This is a genomic window from Sphingomonas sp. SphC10 (assembly GCF_057004845.1).
In genome coordinates this window covers 2,708,669-2,725,258 of the sequence record NZ_CM168044.1, presented here as the reverse complement: position 1 = coordinate 2,725,258, position 16,590 = coordinate 2,708,669, and the positions used below count along the sequence as shown (strand labels likewise).

The window sequence follows — 16,590 nt, the reverse complement described above, 5'->3', positions numbered from 1 at the left end:
TTGGTCAAGCTGACGAAAATCTACACCCGCACCGGCGACGAAGGCACGACCGGGCTGGTCGACGGATCGCGCCGTTCCAAGGCGGATACGCGCATGGTCGCGATCGGCGAGGTGGACGAGGCGAACAGCGCGATCGGCGTGGCCTTGCTATCGGTCGAAGGGCCGCTCACCGAGCGACTGACCATGATTCAGAACGACCTGTTCGACCTCGGCGCGGATCTTGCCACGCCCGAAGAGGTGGAGGGGGCGCTTCGCATCATTCCCGAACAGGTCGCGCGGCTGGAGGCGGAGATCGACGCGATGAATGCGTCGCTGTCGCCGCTGACCAGCTTCATCCTGCCCGGCGGCAGCGCGGCGTCCGCGCATCTGCATCTGGCGCGCGCCATCGCCCGGCGGGCCGAGCGCGCCGCCGTGGCGCTGGCCGGGCAGGAGGCGATCAACCCGCCCGCGCTCGCCTATCTCAACCGATTGTCGGATTGGCTTTTCGTCGCCGCGCGCACGATGAACCAAAGCGGCGCATCGGACGTTCTTTGGGTTCCAGGAGGGGCACGCATGGTACGGTAAGGGGCCGACCGCGTTTCCCGCTATCCCGGGGAGCGCCCAATGCCGACCCTTGTGCCGTCCTCTGCGGCAACCCCGACACCTGCCGATTCCCTGGCATCCCGCTATCGCTCGGTCCGCGCTCTGACCCTGGCGCTGGCCGAGCCCCTGTCCGATGCCGATGCGACCGTCCAGTCGATGCCGGACGCCTCGCCCGCCAAATGGCATATGGCGCATACCACCTGGTTCTTCGAAACCTTCGTGCTGCGCGATCATGTGCCGGGTTACGGCCTGCACGACCCGCGCTTTCCTTTCCTGTTCAACAGCTATTACGAGGCGGAGGGAAAGCGCCATGCGCGCCATCGCCGGGGGATGATCACCCGGCCGACGCTGGACGAGGTGCGCGCCTATCGCGCCCATGTCGATGCCGCATTGCTGGCGGCACTGCCCGACCTGCCCGCCGAGGCACTCGAACTGGTGGCGCTGGGCTGTCACCACGAGGAGCAGCATCAGGAATTGTTCGTCACCGACATCCTGCACCTGTTCTCGGAAAACCCGCTGGAACCGGCAATCTACCCGCCCGAGCCGAAAGCCCCTGTCGCCATGCCCGGTCCGATCGGCTGGATCGAGGGCAGGACGGGGATCGTCGAGATCGGCCATGACGGGCAGGGCTTCGCCTTCGATTGCGAAGGGCCGCGTCATCAGGCGCTGCTTCAGGGCCATGCCATGGCCGACCGCACCGTCACCAATGCCGAATGGATGCAGTTCATCGACGATGGCGGCTATCATGACGCACGGCTCTGGCTGTCGGACGGCTGGGCCTGGGTAAAGAGCGAGGGCATCGCCGCGCCGCTTTATTGGGAACAGCGCGACGGCGGCTGGACCCGGTTCGGGCTCGACGGGCGGCGTCCGATCGACCCCGCCGCGCCAGTCACCCATGTCAGCTTCTACGAGGCCGATGCCTTCGCCACCTGGGCGGGCGCGCGACTGCCGACCGAGTTTGAATGGGAAGCGGCGGCCGCGTCGTTCGACGCATCGGGCGGCAACCAGTTGGACCGCGCGGGCGCGATCGAGCCGCGCCCCTCCTCGGGTGGCCCGGCCTTTTTCGGCGATGTCTGGGAATGGACCGGCAGCGCCTATCGCCCCTATCCCGGCTTCCGCCCCGTCGAGGGCGCGGTCGGCGAATATAATGGCAAATTCATGAACGGGCAGTTCGTCCTGCGCGGCGGCAGCTGCGCGACGCCGCGGGGCCATGCCCGCGCCTGTTACCGCAATTTCTTCTACCCCCATCAACGCTGGCAGTTCACCGGCGTCCGCCTGGCAAAGGATCTTTAAGCATGCTGAAGCCCGAGATCGAGGACGGCCAGATGTCGCTGGCCGACCCCGCCTTCCGCGCCGACGTCCTTGCCGGGCTGGAGCGTCGCCCGCGCGCCATCCCCGCGCGCTGGTTCTACGACCGCAAGGGGTCCGAGCTGTTCGAGGCGATCACCGATCTGCCCGAATATTATCCGACGCGGACCGAGACGGCGATCCTGGAGACCATGTGCCCCGATCTGGTCGCGCATGTCGGCAAGGGGCGCGCGGTCGTCGAATTCGGATCGGGCTCCTCGACCAAGACGCCGGTTCTGCTGCGCTGTGTCGAGCCTTCGGCCTATGTGCCGATCGACATTTCGGGCGACTTCCTGCGCGAGTCCGCGCGCGGGCTGCAACAGGCGTTTCCCGACCTGCCCATCCATCCGCTGGAGGGCGATTTCATGCGCCCGCTGACGCTGCCCGCAATGGTGGCGGATGCGCCGAAACTTGGGTTCTTCCCCGGATCGACCATCGGCAACATGACGCCCGCCATGGCGACCGACCTGCTGCGCGCGATGCGCGGCTCGCTGGGCGAGGGGGCGATGCTGCTGATCGGCATGGACCGGACCAAGCCCAGCGACGTGCTGGTCCCCGCCTATGACGATGCGGCAGGCGTGACGGCGGCGTTCAACCGCAACCTGCTCGACCGGATCAACCGCGAACTGGACGGCACCATCCCAGTCGATGCCTTTCGCCATCGTGCCATCTGGAACGACGACCGCTCGCGGATCGAGATGCATCTGGCGGCCCAGCAGGATGTCGACTTCACCATCGAAGGTCGCCCCTTCGCCATGGCGGCGGGCGAGACGATCCATACCGAGAACAGCCACAAATATGGCCCGCGCGATGCAAAGATCCTGCTGCGGGCGGGGGGCTGGACCCCGGTGAAGGACTGGACGGACCCCGATCAGCTGTTTTCGGTCTATCTGGCCGAAGCACAATCGGCTCGGCTTGCACCATGAACGTCCTGTCGTGGCATCACGATTAAAATCTGATTTTTGTTAGTTCGATGCGTCTTTTCGTCAGAGCCGACGTTTTGACTTCCGGTTCGGCCAAGACCTTGCTCACAAAGCAGGCCTTGGCAAAACCCCACGGCATGTACTTCTGATCGTTACATCATAACAGAAGAGCTGGCCGCTGGTTCCTGATCGGGAGGAGCATGATGACGGAAAGCGCACAACTGCTCGACGCGTTCGATGCACGGGTCGAGCGCCGCAATATGCGGCGCGAATTCTTCAAGACGGCGATGGGCGCGGCAGCCGCCGGCGTGACCGCCTTTTCCCTGGCAGGCAAGGCCGGGGCCCAGTCGACGATCACCGACACCGACATTCTGAACTTCGCGTTGAACCTCGAATATCTTGAGGCGCAGTTCTATGCCTTTGCCGCCAACGGCACCGGCCTGGCCTCCAACCAGCTGACCGGCACCGGCACCCAGGGTGCCGTGACCGGCGGCCAGCAGGTCAATTTCGCGACCGGCAGCGCCGACGACGCCATTGTCGGGCAATATGCCCGCGAGATCGCGGCGGACGAGGCGGCGCATGTCGCCTTCCTGCGCACCGCGCTGGGCAGTGCGGCGGTCGCGCAACCCGCGATCAACATCTCGGGCGATGCCAATGGCCCGTTCACGGCGGCGGCGCTGGCCGCGGGCGTGATTACCAGCGGCACCTTCAATCCCTATAGCTCGCCCACCGCCTTCCTGCTGGGCGCGTACATCTTCGAGGATGTCGGCGTGACCGCCTATAAGGGCGCCTCGCCGCTGATCAGCAACAAGACCTTCCTGCAGGCGGCTGCCGGTATTCTGGCGGTCGAGGCCTATCACGCGGCCATCGTGCGCACGACGCTCTATGCCCGCGGATATGCCGATCCCAACCCGGAATCGTCGCTCATCACCGCCGCAGGCAAGATTTCGGATGCGCGCGACAGCCTGGACGGTTCGACCGACCTCGACCAGGGGATCGCCCAGACCACGGTCAACGGACAGCTGGTGTCCAACATCGTGCCGCTCGATACGAACGGCATCGCGTTCAGCCGCTCGCCAGGGCAGGTGCTCAACATCGTGTACCTGAACAAGGCGGCCGCCACGCTGGGCGGGTTCTTCCCGGCCGGCGTCAACGGCAATCTGCGCGCGAGCGTGGCGAACTGATCCCCTTTTTCCTCCTCTGGAGAGGATTTGAATCATGAGCGAAGAACGCTGCATTCTCGAGGTTATCGAAGAAGCCTCCGCCAAGCGCCGGTCCGATCGTCGCCGTTTCATGCGTATGGCCGCCGGGGCTGGCGCCGTCGGCGGCCTGGCGATGCTGGGCGCGTGCGGTGACGATGGCGACAACGTCATCGTCGTACCCACGCCGACACCCACCACCACCCCGACCGGGTCGGTGACGGATGCCGATGTGCTGAACTTCGCGCTCCAGCTCGAATATCTGGAAGCGCAATTCTATAGCTATGCCGCCTTCGGCACCGGTCTGCCGTCGTCGGCGCTGACCGGCACCGGATCGCAGGGCGCGGTCGCGATCAACACCAGCGCCACCAACGGCGCGGGGCAGCCGCGTCAGGTCCAGTTCAAGGACCCGATCGTCGCGCAATATGCGCGCGAGATCGCCTATGACGAGATCGCGCATGTCAACTTCCTGCGCTCGGCGCTGGGCAGTGCGGCGGTGGCGCAGCCTGCGATCAACCTGTCGGGCGATGCCAGCGGCGCGTTCACGGCGGCGGCGCTGGCGGCGGGCGTGATCACCAGCGGCACTTTCGACCCCTATGCCTCGGACGAAGCCTTCCTCCTCGGCGCCTTCCTGTTCGAGGATGTCGGCGTCACCGCCTATATGGGCGGCGTCTCCCTGCTGACCAACAAGACCTTCATCGAGGCGGCGGCGGGCATCCACGCGGCCGAGGCCTATCATGCCGGTCTGGTCCGCACGACGCTGTACCGCAAGGGGCTGAGCAATTCGGCGCTGATCACCAATGCGGGCAAGATCTCGGACGCACGCGACAGCCTAGACGGCTCGGCCGACCTGGATCAGGGCCTCGTGACGACGGTGAACGGCACGCAGGTGGCGAACCTGGTTCCCGCCGATTCCAACGCCATCGCCTTTGTCCGCACCCCCGGCCAGGTGCTGAACGTCGTGTATCTCAACAAGGCGGCGGTGACCGGCGGCGGCTTCTTCCCCAGCGGCCTGAACGGCAACGTCCGCACCAGCGCCGCCAGCGGCTAAAACCCCCTTCCCAAGGTCCCCTCCAAGGGCCGTTTGCCCCGATCGGTCGCTAGTCCCCTGGCCGGTCGGGGCATTTTGTTTGCGTCGCGGGGCTGATCCACCTTCACGCAAAACCGCTTCTTATCCGCCGCGAAGTCGCTTATGACGGGCCCATCCCCGGGGGAGCGCTGGCCTGCGCTTGAGAGGGGGGCAAGAGCCCCTGACCCGCTGAACCTGATCCGGCTGACACCGGCGTAGGGAGGGAGCGGCCCCATCTCTCATGGTCCGTTTCCTCCGCATGGAGTGGACGACTATGGCAGATATCCCCGCAAAGGCCGAAATTGGCGTGACCACCGGCCCCATTCGTGGCTCGAAGAAGATTCACGTCGGCCCGCTGAACGTCGCGATGCGCGAAATCCATCTCGACCCCTCTTCGGGCGAGCCGCCCTTGCGCGTGTACGATACGAGCGGAGCGTATACCGATCCGAATGCGCGCATCGACATCATGGCGGGCCTGCCGCAGATCCGTCGCAACTGGATCGAGGCGCGCGGCGATGTCGAGGCCTATGACGGCCGCGAAATCCGTCCCGAGGATAACGGCCAGCTTGGCCCCGACCGTTCGGGCGGCGTGCCGCAATTCCCGCGCACCGGCCTGAACCGTCCGCTGCGCGCGCGTGCAGGCATGAACGTCAGCCAGATGCATTATGCCCGCCGGGGCATCATCACGCCCGAAATGGAATATGTCGCGACCCGCGAGAATCTGGGCCGCGAGATGCTGAAGGAATATGTCCGCGACGGCGAGAGCTTCGGCGCGGACATCCCCGATTACGTGACGCCCGAATTCGTCCGCGACGAAGTGGCGCGCGGCCGAGCGATCATCCCCAACAACATCAACCACCCCGAATCCGAGCCGATGGCGATCGGCCGCAACTTCCTGATCAAGATCAACGCCAATATCGGCAATTCGGCGGTCGCCTCCAACGTGGCGTCCGAGGTCGACAAGCTGGTCTGGTCGATCCGCTGGGGCGCGGACACGGTCATGGACCTGTCGACGGGCCGCAACATCCACGACACGCGCGAATGGATCATCCGCAACTCGCCGGTGCCGATCGGCACGGTCCCCATCTATCAGGCGCTGGAAAAGGTCGGCGGCATCGCCGAGGAGCTGACCTGGGAGATCTTCCGCGACACGCTGATCGAACAGGCCGAGCAGGGCGTCGACTATTTCACCATCCATGCGGGCGTGCGCCTGCCCTACATCCCGCTGACCGCCAAGCGCGTCACCGGTATCGTATCGCGCGGCGGCTCGATCATGGCGAAGTGGTGCCTGGCGCATCACAAGGAGTCGTTCCTCTACGAACGCTTCGACGAGATCACCGAGATCATGAAGGCGTACGACATCGCCTATTCGCTGGGCGACGGCCTGCGTCCCGGTGCCATCGCCGACGCCAATGACGAGGCGCAGTTTGCCGAGCTCTATACGCTGGGCGAGCTGACCAAGCGCGCCTGGGCGCAGGACGTGCAGGTCATGATCGAAGGCCCCGGCCATGTGCCGATGCACAAGATCAAGCAGAACATGGACAAGCAGCTGGAGGCGTGCGGCGAGGCGCCCTTCTACACGCTCGGGCCGCTCACCACCGACATCGCGCCGGGGTATGACCATATCACCAGCGGCATCGGTGCGGCGATGATCGGTTGGTACGGCACGGCGATGCTCTGCTACGTCACGCCCAAGGAGCATCTGGGCCTGCCCGACCGCGACGATGTGAAGGTCGGCGTGGTGACCTACAAGCTCGCCGCCCACGCCGCCGACCTCGCCAAGGGGCACCCCGCCGCCAAGATGCGCGACGACGCGCTAAGCCGCGCCCGCTTCGAGTTCCGCTGGCGCGACCAGTTCAACCTGTCGCTCGACCCCGACACGGCGGAATCCTACCACGACCAGACCCTCCCGGCCGAGGGCGCCAAGACCGCGCATTTCTGTTCGATGTGTGGCCCGAAATTCTGCTCGATGAAGATCACGCAGGAAGTGCGGGAATTCGCGGCCAAGCAGAACGCGCCGGTCGACACCTTCGTCGCGGCGGAGGATGCCGAGGCGGGCATGCAGGAAATGAGCGAGAAATTCCGCGAGAAGGGCGGGGAGGTTTACCTTCCGGCGGAGTGATTCAATTCACTTCAGTCCCATTGATGTTTAGCCCAAACGCCTTGCGAGAACCACTCAGGCCATGATCGCTTGCGTGGAACTCGCGGGGCGGGCTCGGCAGCCTCTTGGATCGATCGAGTTATGTCTCGTATCGATCTTTCAAATTTATCCGGGAAAGTCCGGCCAAATTCCTCAAGGTAATCTTTGTCAATCGTGGAAAGCGAGTAGAGACTTTCCATGTCGATAGGAAAGGTGTCTACAATTTTCCTGCCGAAGGTTTCGTATTCTACAGTTATATTAAATGTCGTAGGATGTAATGTTCGGTCGGTTGCCTTGTTCAGCCAATTAAATGAAACGCCAAGGGCAAATTTAACGGAATGCCTTGCGGGAAATGATGAAACCCCATTTTTAAAGAGTGGCGCGTCTGTTATCGGTTTGATCTGGCTGAATTGGGTATGCAGCGGTCGATCGATATGTACGCGGAGGCTCTCGGCGGGTGACGATCCAAGGTTCTCAATATGCAAAAGGAAAAGCTGACCACCTTGGTTAGTGACAACGGAGGCTATCACGCTAGCTCGAGACGATTGCCAAATTTGAGACTCAGCGGCTTTAGCCAGCCGGTAGGTCAGCCATGCATAAATTACTGTAATGATGAGTACGCCAAGTGCAGCAATGGCACTGGCAGCGCTCCAAAAAGTACCCCAGTTCAAATGCGGCCCCTTAATAATGATACCGGCACTGCGCCACTTGTAGCACCTGATCCTCGCCGCTGCCTGCCACCCGGTACACCAGTCGATGCTCATGGCTGATCCGGCGCGACCACCAGCCTGACAGGTTGCCGCCCAACGGTTCGGGCTTGCCCGTCCCCTTGAACGGGTGACGGCGGCATTCCTCGATCAACGCATTGAGCTTGTCGCAAAGCTTGGCGTCATGTTCCTGCCAATGGCGATAATCGTCCCACGCCGTCGGCCAGAACGCCACTTTCACGGAAAGGGCACGCCTTCGTCGCCCGCCTCAAAGCCGCGCACGGCGTCGAGCAGACGTTCGGCATTCTTGGGCGAGCGCAGCAGGTACAGCGTCTCTTCGATCGACGCCCATTCGCTGGCGGAGATCAGCACGGCGCCTTCGCCCCGCTGGCGGGTGATCGCCACGGGCGCGCGGTCGGCGACGACCTTGTCGATCATCGCCTTCAGATTCTCGCGCGCTTCGGAATAGGAGACAGCCTGCATACAACTAAAGTTGTACAAGCACCTGTCCAATGTCAACCCTCACCGCTTCCGCACGAACTCCGCGCGCAGCACCAACCCCTTGATCCCGTCGAACTTGCAGTCGATTTCCTGCGCGTCGCCGGTCAGGCGGATCGACTTGATGAGGGTGCCGCGCTTCAGTGTCTGGCCTGCGCCCTTGACGGTCAGATCCTTGATCAACGTCACCTGGTCCCCGTCGTTCAGCACATTGCCGACCGAGTCCCGCACCACGACCGCATCGTCGTCGCTGGCCGTTCCGCCCTTGGCGGCGGCGTCGGCGGCGCTGATCCATTCGCCGGTCGCTTCGTCATAGACATAGTCGTCATCGGCCATCGCCTGTATTCCTTCGTCAGATAGGGGGATGCACGACCCTATGCGCGCTCAGGCCTAATGATGCCATAGCGATTACAGATCATGGCAGCGGCGGCAGCGCCCAGTCGATCGGCGGCTGGCCATGTTCGGCCAGAAAGGCATTGGCCTTGGAAAAGGGCTTTGACCCGAAAAAACCGCCCCGCGCCGACAAGGGCGAGGGGTGGACCGAGGTCAGGACGCAGTGCCGCCCTTCGCCCATCTCGCGTACGAAGCCCGCCTTCTTCTGGGCATAGGCACCCCACAGGATGAAGACGACCGGCTCGGGCTTGGCGGCGACGGCGCGGATCACGGCGTCGGTAAACCGCTCCCAGCCGCGCCCCTGATGCGAGGCGGCCTGGCCCATGCGCACGGTCAGCACCGAGTTGAGCAGGAGCACCCCCTGCCGCGCCCAATGGTCGAGCAGGCCATGGGAGGGCGGCGCGATGCCGAGGTCGGTCGCCATCTCCTTGTAGATATTGACCAGGCTGGGCGGCGGCCGGACGCCGGGCTGGACCGAGAAGGCCAGGCCATGCGCCTGCCCCTCGCCATGATAGGGGTCCTGCCCCAGGATGACGACGCGCACCTGATCCAGCGGCGTCAGGTCCAGCGCGCGGAACCACTCGGACGGGCGGGGGAAGACGCGCTGACCGCCCTCGCGCTCCTGGCCAAGGAAGGTCTTCAGCGCCTTCATATAGGGTTCGTCGAATTCGGGCCGCAGCACCGACAGCCAGCTTTCGTGCAATCGAACGTCGCTCATGAATGCGTCTTGCCGTTCGCGACGGATGCGCGCAACCGGTGTCGCCGATGATCGTTATGCAGGCGATACGGTCGCCCTCCCGCGGCCGCCCGATAGGAAAGGACCTGGATCATGCAGCGTTCCACGATTCTCCTGGCCGTGATGGCCGCCGCGCTGCCGCTGGCGGCGTGCGGCTCGTCGAGCGAACCGGCCAATAACAGCGCGGCCGCCGTCACCACCAATGGCACCGAGATGAGCGCCGACACGCTGGGGGCGAAGATCCGTGCGCTGCCCGAGGGCCAGCGTCGCGGCGTCCTGTTCCGCGCGATCCGCGATGCCGGGCCGAGCGGCGCCAGCTGCCAGTCGGTCACGGCGATGAAGGAAGCCGCCGCCACCAACGGCAACCCGACCTGGAACGCGGTATGCGACGGCACGACCCAGTGGACGATCGTGCTGACCGCCGACCAGTCGGCCAGCGTCACCGGCCCCGGCCCCGTCACGATCAAGTGACGCAGGGCGGAGACTCGACCGTCACCGTTCGGGACGGTCGAGTCTCGCCAGCGTCGCGGGATCGTCCTGCCCGTCGAAGAAGCGCGCGAGTCCCTGGCGGAACGGCGCGGGATCGTCGGCCACGGCGGCGAACAGGGTCAGCGACGAACGCAGCTTCATCGCATCGACCGCGCCGAAGATCGCCTCGGCCGAGCCCGGCGCATTGATCGCTGCGGCCACGGCGTCCTGCAAACGCGGTCCGAGCAGCGGATGCGCCAGATAGGCCCACGCTTCCTGGGCATCGGCGATGGCATAGAATATCGCGGTCGGGCTGCGACCCAGTCCGGCGATCTGCGGGAAGATGTACCACATCCAGTGGCTTTGCTTCCGGCCGGATCGCAGTTCGGCCAGCGCGGTGGCAAAACTGTTCGCCTGGGCCTCGACAAAGCGGGCCAGCGCGGCATCATGGGAAGGCGGGGGTGACATGAAGGGGCAACCGGCCGCAGTCCCGAAGCGTTCCCGCCAACACGAGATTCGTCAGGAGAGAGACATGCGCCGTTTCGCCATCCTTGCCCCCTTGGCTCTGCTCGCGCTGTCGGCGTGTGGCGGGCAGGGTGGGGATACCGACTCGGATGTCGCCCCCGGCAACTTCACCCCGCCGGGCACGGCACGGCCCACGCCGATGCCGGGCGTGGCGCAGGTCAATCCGCTGACCAGCTATATCGGCCATTATCCGGGCGATGCGGTCGACGGGGTCAGCTTCTTCGATCGGACCGAGGTGGCGACCGCGCTGCACGATGCAGTCGGCGATCAGAAGCTGGTCCAGCGGATCATGTCGCGCGGCGCGGTGACGGTGCCGATCTTCCGCCAGGGGGAGCAGGGAATCGCCGCGCATGGCTGCACCCCGCATGACTGCGCCGACAACAACTGGACGGTCGAGATCGACATGAAATCGACCAAGGCGCGGGTCTGCTATCACGACCGCGAGACAATGGGCGACCGCAGCCACTGGTATATGGGCGGCGCGCCGGTGACCCAGCCGGGGGAATGCCCGCAGGAGGGTTGATCCTCCCCCCGTGAATGGCGAGGGGGCGCCAGCGGCTCGCAGCGAAGCACGCCCCTCCCGCAGGCGGGAGGGGATGGGGGAGGGTTAAGCCGCAGGCGATGGCCTCGGTGAGACTCCTTGCCCTCCCCCGACCCCTCCCGCTTGCGGGAGGGGAGAGGAAGGCGCACCGACTGACCCGTATGAAAGGCGTTCATTCCAGGGAGGATCGCCGCCGGATATGCCTACGGCAGTTCCTCCCCTGTCGGGCCTTTAGCTTGTCCTCAGAACGTGTAGGCCAACCCCAGCGCGCTCAGCCACTGGCTGCGCGAACCGGCCTGCGACACGATGGGGCTGTCGCCGAAATCGTTGACCATCCGGCCATAGGTCAGGCCGCCGACGACCTTCCAACCCTTCAGCAGATTGCCCGTGATCGAATAGGTGGCAAGACCGCCGACCGACCAGTCCTTCCAGCCCGAACGGGCGTTGTAGACCGGCAGGCCGCTTGCCGCGCTCTGATCCTGATTGATCGAGAAATAGCGCCGGGCATAACCGCGCCCGACCCGCTCGGCGGTGGCGAACAGGCCGACCGCCGCCTTGGTCGACAGCGGCGTGAAATAATTGACCGACGGCTGCCAGATGCCGCTGTCATGCACGCCGGTCACGTCATGGCGATAGCTGACCGACACGGACAGCCGGTCATAGGGGCTGGTGACGACGCCGATCTTGCCGATGCCGACATAGCCGCCCAGCTCGACCGCCGCGCCGATCTTGCCCAGCGCGCGGACGCGGGGGTCGTCGATCCGCGACGGCGCGGTGCGGTCCAAATTCACCACGCCGATCGGCCCCGCCTGGATATCCCAGTCGCGATTGGCCTTGTCGCCGATCAGGTCGACCGAGACGCGGTTGCCGATATAGGTGATCGTATGCCCGTCGATATAGGCCAGCGCGGCGGGGGCGGGGGTGAACTGATAGTCGTTCGACCCCTCATAATCCGGCAGATAGGCCCCGGCCAGGCCGACGGTGATGGTGTTCTTGCCCAACTGGCCCGCCATCTCGGCGGCGGCGGGGTTGCTGGACACCGTGGCATCCTGCGCAAAAGCGGGGGCCGACAGGGACAGTGCGCCCATGACGATCAGCGGGGCGGAAACGCGCGAAAATAGGCGCAAGACGGAAAACTCCCTGAATTCGGTTATCCGAAATGCAACGCTACGGTAACGATTTCGCTCCGGCGGATTGTGTCAGAAGATGTACCGCATTTTGATCTGTTGTGTTTCGGCAACAGAATCGAGCGTGAACCGCGCCGCGGCAAAGCGCGGCGGGCCGAACCGGATCACCGGATTGCGCGAAAAGCCGAAGCCCTCGCGCGGGATGCCCGCCAGCGTGTCGAGCTTGGCGTTGTTGTTCTCGTCATGGATGACGGCGGCGGCATAATTGCCGTGCGGCAGGCCGTCCAGATGGATGCCCCGCTGCCCGGCGGGAACCGAACGGGTCAGCGCGCGGGCATCGTCGACGCATTGCGGGAAGTTATCCGGGTCGGCGGTCAGGCACAGCCGGATCATGCCCTTGGCCGAGCGGAGCTGGTCGATCCCGATGTCCAGTCGGCTGACCGGTGCGGCGCTGATCAGCGGCAGGGCGGCCAGCACCAGAAGCGCGGCGCGCGGCCTGCGCATGGGCGCGCTCGAAATCCCCAAGCCCCCGGTCCGTGCCGCACAATCGATCCCAGAACCGGAAATAGAGTCCATAATTGCACCCATATTGCTCATGATGCCGTTGATGATGGCTTGCCGTGATGAGCCACCCCCCCAGGTGCCCCTGCCACAGGAATCGCGGAAAGATCTCCCAACCCATGTGGTTGGTCACGCCCATAACGGTCATGATGATCAGCACCAAGCCGAGCGCGCCGATGTGAATCGGAATCACAAACACAAGTAGCGGAATTACCACAGCGCCCGTCACCGCCTCGATCGGGTGGAATGCCATCGCGGCCCAGGCAGTCGGCGGTCGGCTGGCATGATGGACGGCGTGGGCGGCCTTGAAGATGGCGGGCCGGTGCATCCAGCGATGCGTCCAATAGAACCAGGTGTCGTGCGCGACCAGGTACAGCAGCACCGAAACCGGCCAGTACCAGAGCGGCCAGGCATGGATATCGGCGTAGATTTGCGTCCATCCCCGATTCTGCCAGCCCCAGGCGACGATCCCCGCGGGCACGCCGTAAATCGCAGCGGAGGCGAGGCTCCACCAGATTTCCCGCCGGATCTGCGGATCGAGCCCGGCATAGAGGTTCGGATGCCGCGCCTTGGTCGCCAGCGCGAATGCTCCCGAGGCGAGCAGATAGCGGACACCGACGATCAGCGTCATGGCGATGGCGGACAGGATCAGGGCAAGCGTCACGGGGGTCTTGTACCCTATCGGGGGCGGGGCTTGAACCGCGAACGTCCGGCGCGCGGCCTTTTGTTCGCGCGGAGGCGCGGAGACGCGGAGATGTCTGGTCGGGCGTCGGCGTCCGCCGCTCGTTCGTCCGCCGTCCTTGCTGCACCGTCGATGATGAGAAGGGGCCTGTCGGCCGGGCGTTACACCTCCGCGTTTCCGCGCGAACTTCCCCCTCCCTCCGTTCAGGCTGAGCGAAGTCGAAGCCTACGCCCTGCCCTACGCCGCGCGCGCATTCCTGCGCACTTCGACTTCGCTCAGTGCGAACGGAGGTTGGGATTAACCCCGGTGGAAAATCCGGATCGGGCGGTCGTGATAAACCCCCTCGACCGGCGCGCCGTAGCCCAGCTTCTCCGCCAGTCGGATCGAGGCGGCGTTCCCCGGATCGATGATGCAGCATGTCCGCGTCAGGCCGCGTCCATCGGCCCAGCCAAGCACCGCGCGCATCGCCTCGGCCGCAAAGCCCCGGCCATGCGCCGTCGGGACCAGCGTCCATCCCGCCTCTGGAACGGTCAGTTCGGGCACGATCGCGCGCCGCGATTCCAGAAGGCCCATATCGCCCAGCACCTGCCCGGTCGCCCGGTCGCACACCACCCAGGCGCCATAGCCGAACACCGTCCAGCACCCGACCGAGCGCAACAGCCGGATCCAGACATCTTCGCGCGGGCGCGGCTGGCCGCCGATCATCCCATAGACCGCCGGATCGGCCCACATCGCCGCCAGTGCATCGAGATCGTCGGGCTGGTGACCGCGCAGCGTCAGTCGGTCGGTGGTCAGGATTGGGGTCAGGGTCGGGGCGCTCATGCCCCACAGCTTAGTCCGCCTCGCGGATCACCGCCAGAAACGCTTCGCCATAAGCATCCAGCTTGCGCGCGCCGATCCCCGACAGCAACGACAGCGCCGCCCGGCTGGTCGGACGTTGCGCCGCCATGTCGCGCAGCACCGAGTCGTGGAAGATCACGTAAGGCGGCACCCCCGCCTCCTGCGCCAGCTCGCGACGCTTGGCGCGCAGCGCCTCGAACAGCGGATTGTCCGCCGGATTGGCGGCGACCGGCGCGGCGCGACGGCCCTTGCGTTCGCGCTTGGGCGGCACGACCAGCGACAGCCGCGCCTCGCCCTTGATCAGCGCGCGCGCGGCGGGGCCGAACTCGAGTCCGCCATGATGATTGGTGCGCAAGGCATCGCGCAGCAGCAGTGCCCGGTGGACGGGCTTCAGCAGCGCCACCTCGTCGCCCGAGACGATGTTCCAGACCGACAGCGCCTCATGCCCGTTCATCAGGCTGCGCTCGGTCGACTGGCCGGTCAGCACCTGCTCGATATAGCCCGCGCCGAACATCTGGCCGGTGCGGAACACCGCCGAGAGGAATTTCTGGGCTACGGTCGTCGCATCGACCGCATCGGGCGACCCCAGGCAATTGTCGCAATTGCCGCAGTCCTCGGCCAGTTCCTCGCCGAAATGGCGCAGCAGGATGCGGCGGCGGCATCCCCCCGTCTCGACCAGCGCACCCAGCGCCGACAGCCGTGCGCGCTCGCCCGCCTGTCGCTCCGGCTCGACCTCGGCCATGCGTTGCCGCGCACGGGCGAAATCGTCGGCACCCCAGAAGAGATGCGCGACCGAGGGGTCGCCGTCGCGGCCCGCACGGCCGGTTTCCTGATAATAGGCCTCGATCGACTTGGGCAGGCCTGCATGCGCGACGAAGCGGACGTCCGGCTTGTCGATCCCCATGCCGAAGGCGACGGTGGCGCAGATCACCATGTCTTCGGAGGCCACGAAATCGGCCTGGTTCTTCGCGCGCACGGCGGGGTCCAGCCCGGCATGATAGGCGCGCACCGGGCGACCGGTCCGGGCCAGCGCCTCGGCCAGCTTCTCGGTCGCCGCGCGCGTCTGGGCATAGACGATGCCGGGGCCGGGCGTGTCGGCGACCACCCGCGCGATCTGCAGGTTCACATTCGCCTTGGGGCTGATCGCATAGCGGATATTGGGCCGGTCGAAGCCCGAGACGATCATCCCCTCGGTGGGGATGCCCAGCTGCTTGGCGATGTCGGCGCGGGTATGCGCATCGGCGGTCGCGGTCAGCGCGAGCCGGGGCACCTCCGGAAAGGCGTCCATCAGCGGTTCGAGCAGGCGATAGTCGGGGCGGAAGTCATGCCCCCATTCGCTGACGCAGTGCGCCTCGTCGATCGCGAACAGGCTGAGCGGCGCGGAGCCGAGCAACTCGCGAAAATGCCCCGATGAGGCACGCTCGGGCGCGACATAGAGCAGGTCGAGCTGCCCGTCGCGGAAACGGGCGACCGTCTCGGCGCGGTTCTGGTCGACGCTGGTCAGCGTGGCGGCGCGGATGCCGACCGCCTCGGCGGCGCGCAGCTGGTCGTGCATCAAAGCAATCAGCGGGCTGACCACGACGCAGCACCCGTCCATCATCACGGCGGGCAACTGGTAGCAGAGCGACTTGCCCGCGCCCGTCGGCATGACCGCCAGCGTCCGCTGCCGCGCAAGCACGCGGTCGACCACCTGTTCCTGCACACCCCGGAACTGGTTGTACCCGAAAACTTCGTGGAGCTTGGCAAGGGGGTCGGCGACCATCGCCGTGCATGTAGCGACGCCATGGGGGCGGGGGAAGGGCGGGGAACCCCTTCCGGCGTGTCGTCGCGCGGGCTTGGGCATGATTTCGGCATCGCGATAGTGCAAAGATATCAGGAAACATCCTCGCGTTCAGGGGTTTTGACCCTCCGTAATCCCAAAGCCAAAGAGGAGATGTCCCATGAACACCGACACGATGAATGGTGCGGCCACCGACTTCGGCGGCAAGGTCAAGCAGGGCATGGGCGCCATGCTGGGCGACAAGTCGATGGAAGCCGAGGGCAAGGGCGAACAGCTCGGCGGCAAGACGCAGAAGGCGTTCGGCGATGCCAAGACCAGCGTCGACCAGACGGTCCGCCCGCTGCTCGACCAGGCACGCCAATTCGTGAAGGATCGCCCCTTTGCCTCTGCAGCACTGGGCGGCGTCGTGGGCCTCGCGCTGCTGAACACGCTGCGCGGCAAGTAAGCGCGATCAGAATCGGGCGGGGGGCGG

At 65.6% G+C, this 16,590-nt stretch carries 20 protein-coding genes and 1 riboswitch; of the genes, 9 read left to right on the top strand and 11 right to left on the bottom strand.

The window, feature by feature from the left end; translation table 11 throughout:
* From ACWKSV_RS12400 to thiC, 6 genes are all read left to right on the top strand, one after another.
* Complete coding sequence (locus tag ACWKSV_RS12400; RefSeq protein ID WP_076714093.1) at positions 1-564, top strand: cob(I)yrinic acid a,c-diamide adenosyltransferase; 564 nt, start codon at positions 1-3, stop codon at positions 562-564.
* A 39-nt stretch (positions 565-603) separates the two neighbouring features.
* Positions 604-1,875 carry an ergothioneine biosynthesis protein EgtB gene (gene egtB / locus ACWKSV_RS12395; RefSeq protein ID WP_076714091.1) on the top strand — a complete coding sequence of 424 codons (1,272 nt, stop codon included), beginning with the start codon at positions 604-606 and terminating at the stop codon, positions 1,873-1,875.
* A 2-nt stretch (positions 1,876-1,877) separates the two neighbouring features.
* Positions 1,878-2,855: an L-histidine N(alpha)-methyltransferase gene (gene egtD, locus ACWKSV_RS12390; RefSeq protein WP_076714089.1), complete on the top strand. Its 978-nt coding sequence runs from the start codon at positions 1,878-1,880 to the stop codon at positions 2,853-2,855.
* 200 nt (positions 2,856-3,055) lie between these two features.
* A complete protein-coding gene (locus ACWKSV_RS12385; protein WP_076717732.1) occupies positions 3,056-4,036 on the top strand; it encodes a ferritin-like domain-containing protein in 981 nt (326 codons plus the stop codon).
* A 34-nt stretch (positions 4,037-4,070) separates the two neighbouring features.
* On the top strand, positions 4,071-5,102 hold the full coding sequence (locus ACWKSV_RS12380) for a ferritin-like domain-containing protein (protein WP_076714087.1): 1,032 nt from the start codon (positions 4,071-4,073) through the stop codon (positions 5,100-5,102).
* Between the two features lie 153 nt (positions 5,103-5,255).
* Positions 5,256-5,346: riboswitch (TPP riboswitch) on the top strand.
* Positions 5,347-5,394: 48 nt separating this feature from the next.
* The gene (thiC, locus tag ACWKSV_RS12375) at positions 5,395-7,242 is read left to right on the top strand and encodes a phosphomethylpyrimidine synthase ThiC (protein WP_076714085.1); all 1,848 of its coding nucleotides are present in this window, start codon (positions 5,395-5,397) and stop codon (positions 7,240-7,242) included.
* Positions 7,243-7,253: 11 nt separating this feature from the next.
* On the opposite strand, the gene ACWKSV_RS12370 is transcribed toward thiC, so the two are convergent.
* The 5 genes from ACWKSV_RS12370 to ung all read right to left on the bottom strand — a co-directional run bounded on the left by ACWKSV_RS12370 (position 7,254) and on the right by ung (position 9,576).
* Entirely contained in the window at positions 7,254-7,931 is a 678-nt protein-coding gene (locus ACWKSV_RS12370; protein WP_156884143.1) for a DUF8453 domain-containing protein, read from the bottom strand.
* 10 nt (positions 7,932-7,941) lie between these two features.
* Positions 7,942-8,208 (bottom strand): Txe/YoeB family addiction module toxin, encoded by a 267-nt coding sequence (locus ACWKSV_RS12365; protein WP_076714083.1) that lies wholly within the window; start codon positions 8,206-8,208, stop codon positions 7,942-7,944.
* Positions 8,205-8,450, bottom strand: coding sequence for a type II toxin-antitoxin system Phd/YefM family antitoxin (locus ACWKSV_RS12360; protein WP_056435832.1), 246 nt, complete (start codon positions 8,448-8,450; stop codon positions 8,205-8,207). The genes ACWKSV_RS12365 and ACWKSV_RS12360 overlap by 4 nt, the downstream gene beginning before the upstream one ends.
* Before the next feature lie 39 nt (positions 8,451-8,489).
* On the bottom strand, positions 8,490-8,801 hold the full coding sequence (locus tag ACWKSV_RS12355) for an alkylphosphonate utilization protein (protein WP_056435829.1): 312 nt from the start codon (positions 8,799-8,801) through the stop codon (positions 8,490-8,492).
* A 79-nt stretch (positions 8,802-8,880) separates the two neighbouring features.
* Positions 8,881-9,576 carry a uracil-DNA glycosylase gene (ung, locus tag ACWKSV_RS12350; protein WP_076714081.1) on the bottom strand — a complete coding sequence of 232 codons (696 nt, stop codon included), beginning with the start codon at positions 9,574-9,576 and terminating at the stop codon, positions 8,881-8,883.
* A 111-nt stretch (positions 9,577-9,687) separates the two neighbouring features.
* Between ung and ACWKSV_RS12345 the strand changes: the two genes are divergently transcribed.
* Positions 9,688-10,065, top strand: coding sequence for a hypothetical protein (locus ACWKSV_RS12345; RefSeq protein ID WP_056435823.1), 378 nt, complete (start codon positions 9,688-9,690; stop codon positions 10,063-10,065).
* A gap of 21 nt (positions 10,066-10,086) precedes the next feature.
* On the opposite strand, the gene ACWKSV_RS12340 is transcribed toward ACWKSV_RS12345, so the two are convergent.
* On the bottom strand, positions 10,087-10,530 hold the full coding sequence (locus ACWKSV_RS12340) for a DUF1810 domain-containing protein (protein WP_076714079.1): 444 nt from the start codon (positions 10,528-10,530) through the stop codon (positions 10,087-10,089).
* A gap of 64 nt (positions 10,531-10,594) precedes the next feature.
* Here ACWKSV_RS12340 and ACWKSV_RS12335 point away from each other — a divergent pair, with 64 nt between their 5' ends.
* Positions 10,595-11,110: an Ivy family c-type lysozyme inhibitor gene (locus ACWKSV_RS12335; RefSeq protein ID WP_056435817.1), complete on the top strand. Its 516-nt coding sequence runs from the start codon at positions 10,595-10,597 to the stop codon at positions 11,108-11,110.
* A 260-nt stretch (positions 11,111-11,370) separates the two neighbouring features.
* Here the strand turns inward: ACWKSV_RS12335 and ACWKSV_RS12330 are convergent, their stop codons facing one another.
* From ACWKSV_RS12330 to recQ, 5 genes are all read right to left on the bottom strand, one after another.
* The gene (locus tag ACWKSV_RS12330) at positions 11,371-12,216 is read right to left on the bottom strand and encodes a MipA/OmpV family protein (RefSeq protein ID WP_076714077.1); all 846 of its coding nucleotides are present in this window, start codon (positions 12,214-12,216) and stop codon (positions 11,371-11,373) included.
* 111 nt (positions 12,217-12,327) lie between these two features.
* A complete protein-coding gene (locus ACWKSV_RS12325) occupies positions 12,328-12,648 on the bottom strand; it encodes a DUF2141 domain-containing protein (RefSeq protein ID WP_330218791.1) in 321 nt (106 codons plus the stop codon).
* The gene (locus ACWKSV_RS12320; protein ID WP_237243581.1) at positions 12,614-13,447 is read right to left on the bottom strand and encodes a sterol desaturase family protein; all 834 of its coding nucleotides are present in this window, start codon (positions 13,445-13,447) and stop codon (positions 12,614-12,616) included. Before ACWKSV_RS12320 ends, ACWKSV_RS12325 begins: the two co-directional genes overlap by 35 nt.
* Positions 13,448-13,795: 348 nt before the next feature.
* Positions 13,796-14,320, bottom strand: coding sequence for a GNAT family N-acetyltransferase (locus ACWKSV_RS12315; RefSeq protein WP_076714073.1), 525 nt, complete (start codon positions 14,318-14,320; stop codon positions 13,796-13,798).
* Between the two features lie 10 nt (positions 14,321-14,330).
* Positions 14,331-16,100, bottom strand: a complete 1,770-nt coding sequence (gene recQ, locus ACWKSV_RS12310; RefSeq protein ID WP_076714071.1) for a DNA helicase RecQ — start codon at positions 16,098-16,100, stop codon at positions 14,331-14,333.
* 178 nt (positions 16,101-16,278) lie between these two features.
* Between recQ and ACWKSV_RS12305 the strand changes: the two genes are divergently transcribed.
* Positions 16,279-16,563, top strand: coding sequence for a CsbD family protein (locus ACWKSV_RS12305; RefSeq protein WP_056435802.1), 285 nt, complete (start codon positions 16,279-16,281; stop codon positions 16,561-16,563).
* Positions 16,564-16,590 lie beyond the last annotated feature (27 nt).

What these genes read in the sequence shown, in the direction of transcription:
- recQ (WP_076714071.1), bottom strand. Translation starts at nt 16,100, where the DNA reads ATGGTCGCCGACCCCCTTGCCAAGCTCCACGAAGTTTTCGGGTACAAC.
- ACWKSV_RS12340 (WP_076714079.1), bottom strand. Translation starts at nt 10,530, where the DNA reads ATGTCACCCCCGCCTTCCCATGATGCCGCGCTGGCCCGCTTTGTCGAG.
- ACWKSV_RS12335 (WP_056435817.1), top strand. Translation starts at nt 10,595, where the DNA reads ATGCGCCGTTTCGCCATCCTTGCCCCCTTGGCTCTGCTCGCGCTGTCG.
- ACWKSV_RS12385 (WP_076717732.1), top strand. Translation starts at nt 3,056, where the DNA reads ATGACGGAAAGCGCACAACTGCTCGACGCGTTCGATGCACGGGTCGAG.
- ACWKSV_RS12380 (WP_076714087.1), top strand. Translation starts at nt 4,071, where the DNA reads ATGAGCGAAGAACGCTGCATTCTCGAGGTTATCGAAGAAGCCTCCGCC.
- ACWKSV_RS12325 (WP_330218791.1), bottom strand. Translation starts at nt 12,648, where the DNA reads ATGATCCGGCTGTGCCTGACCGCCGACCCGGATAACTTCCCGCAATGC.
- ACWKSV_RS12360 (WP_056435832.1), bottom strand. Translation starts at nt 8,450, where the DNA reads ATGCAGGCTGTCTCCTATTCCGAAGCGCGCGAGAATCTGAAGGCGATG.
- egtB (WP_076714091.1), top strand. Translation starts at nt 604, where the DNA reads ATGCCGACCCTTGTGCCGTCCTCTGCGGCAACCCCGACACCTGCCGAT.
- ACWKSV_RS12315 (WP_076714073.1), bottom strand. Translation starts at nt 14,320, where the DNA reads ATGAGCGCCCCGACCCTGACCCCAATCCTGACCACCGACCGACTGACG.
- ung (WP_076714081.1), bottom strand. Translation starts at nt 9,576, where the DNA reads ATGAGCGACGTTCGATTGCACGAAAGCTGGCTGTCGGTGCTGCGGCCC.
- ACWKSV_RS12330 (WP_076714077.1), bottom strand. Translation starts at nt 12,216, where the DNA reads ATGGGCGCACTGTCCCTGTCGGCCCCCGCTTTTGCGCAGGATGCCACG.
- egtD (WP_076714089.1), top strand. Translation starts at nt 1,878, where the DNA reads ATGCTGAAGCCCGAGATCGAGGACGGCCAGATGTCGCTGGCCGACCCC.
- ACWKSV_RS12355 (WP_056435829.1), bottom strand. Translation starts at nt 8,801, where the DNA reads ATGGCCGATGACGACTATGTCTATGACGAAGCGACCGGCGAATGGATC.
- ACWKSV_RS12320 (WP_237243581.1), bottom strand. Translation starts at nt 13,447, where the DNA reads ATGACGCTGATCGTCGGTGTCCGCTATCTGCTCGCCTCGGGAGCATTC.
- ACWKSV_RS12305 (WP_056435802.1), top strand. Translation starts at nt 16,279, where the DNA reads ATGAACACCGACACGATGAATGGTGCGGCCACCGACTTCGGCGGCAAG.
- thiC (WP_076714085.1), top strand. Translation starts at nt 5,395, where the DNA reads ATGGCAGATATCCCCGCAAAGGCCGAAATTGGCGTGACCACCGGCCCC.
- ACWKSV_RS12345 (WP_056435823.1), top strand. Translation starts at nt 9,688, where the DNA reads ATGCAGCGTTCCACGATTCTCCTGGCCGTGATGGCCGCCGCGCTGCCG.